Origin of the sequence: Colwellia sp. BRX10-1, from assembly GCF_014077545.1 — a bacterium.
Classification (GTDB): domain Bacteria; phylum Pseudomonadota; class Gammaproteobacteria; order Enterobacterales; family Alteromonadaceae; genus Colwellia_A.
Map to the genome: position 1 here is coordinate 1 of NZ_JACGWC010000089.1, position 682 is coordinate 682.

Consider the following 682-nt stretch of genomic DNA (forward strand, 5'->3'; position numbering starts at 1 on the left):
TTGTTATATTCACGAGAACACCAAATCCATTCTTTCACGATCATAGTTTAACAGCCATTCGTTATGTGATTGATATAATGGAATGAGCGCTTCTCTATTTGAGCTTATTACATCCATTCCACGATCGTCATATAGATTTAAAATAATACTCTTAGTCTTGTTTATAATGAAGCATTCACCCCACATTGACGGTTTTCTACAACCAAAATCAGTATGAATTAATGACAGCAAAATATTTTTATAGTTAATATCATCGACAGTTAAGTTTGGTATATTTAGCCTTTTCCAACACTCAGATTTATAATCTAGCTCATAGATGTTACGGACATCTGCGCTTTTAACTTGGCTGATTTTTGCAGTATTTATTTGTTTAAAGATGAAGTTACCTTTTCTGATTTTCTTACGACCATCAGAATATTGTTGATATATTATTTCAATGTCATCATCTTTACCAAAGACAGCTTCAAAAATTGATACTGCACGAGCCAGAGAAACTTCAAAATATTTTTCATTGATAGTTTCACGTTCAGAATCTTTCCATAATTCAATTTCATCAGGTCCAATCTCAAACCTTAAGCCGATAGGCCAATTATAAAAAAGAGGTTTTTGTAATTTTAATCCTGAAAAGTGTTCTTCAAAATATTGATTCATAGCTTTCTGCTAACTTAGTGAATATAACGCC

Annotated in this window: 1 protein-coding gene; it reads right to left on the reverse strand. The window is 31.5% G+C overall.

Annotated elements, in window-relative coordinates:
- Positions 1 to 9: 9 nt before the first annotated feature.
- Complete coding sequence (locus H4J75_RS19665) at positions 10 to 651, reverse strand: DUF3885 domain-containing protein (RefSeq protein ID WP_182223063.1); 642 nt, start codon at positions 649 to 651, stop codon at positions 10 to 12.
- Positions 652 to 682 lie beyond the last annotated feature (31 nt).

Bases quoted from the DNA above. Each gene is read 5' to 3' on its own strand.
- H4J75_RS19665 (WP_182223063.1), bottom strand. From the start codon at position 651: ATGAATCAATATTTTGAAGAACACTTTTCAGGATTAAAATTACAAAAA.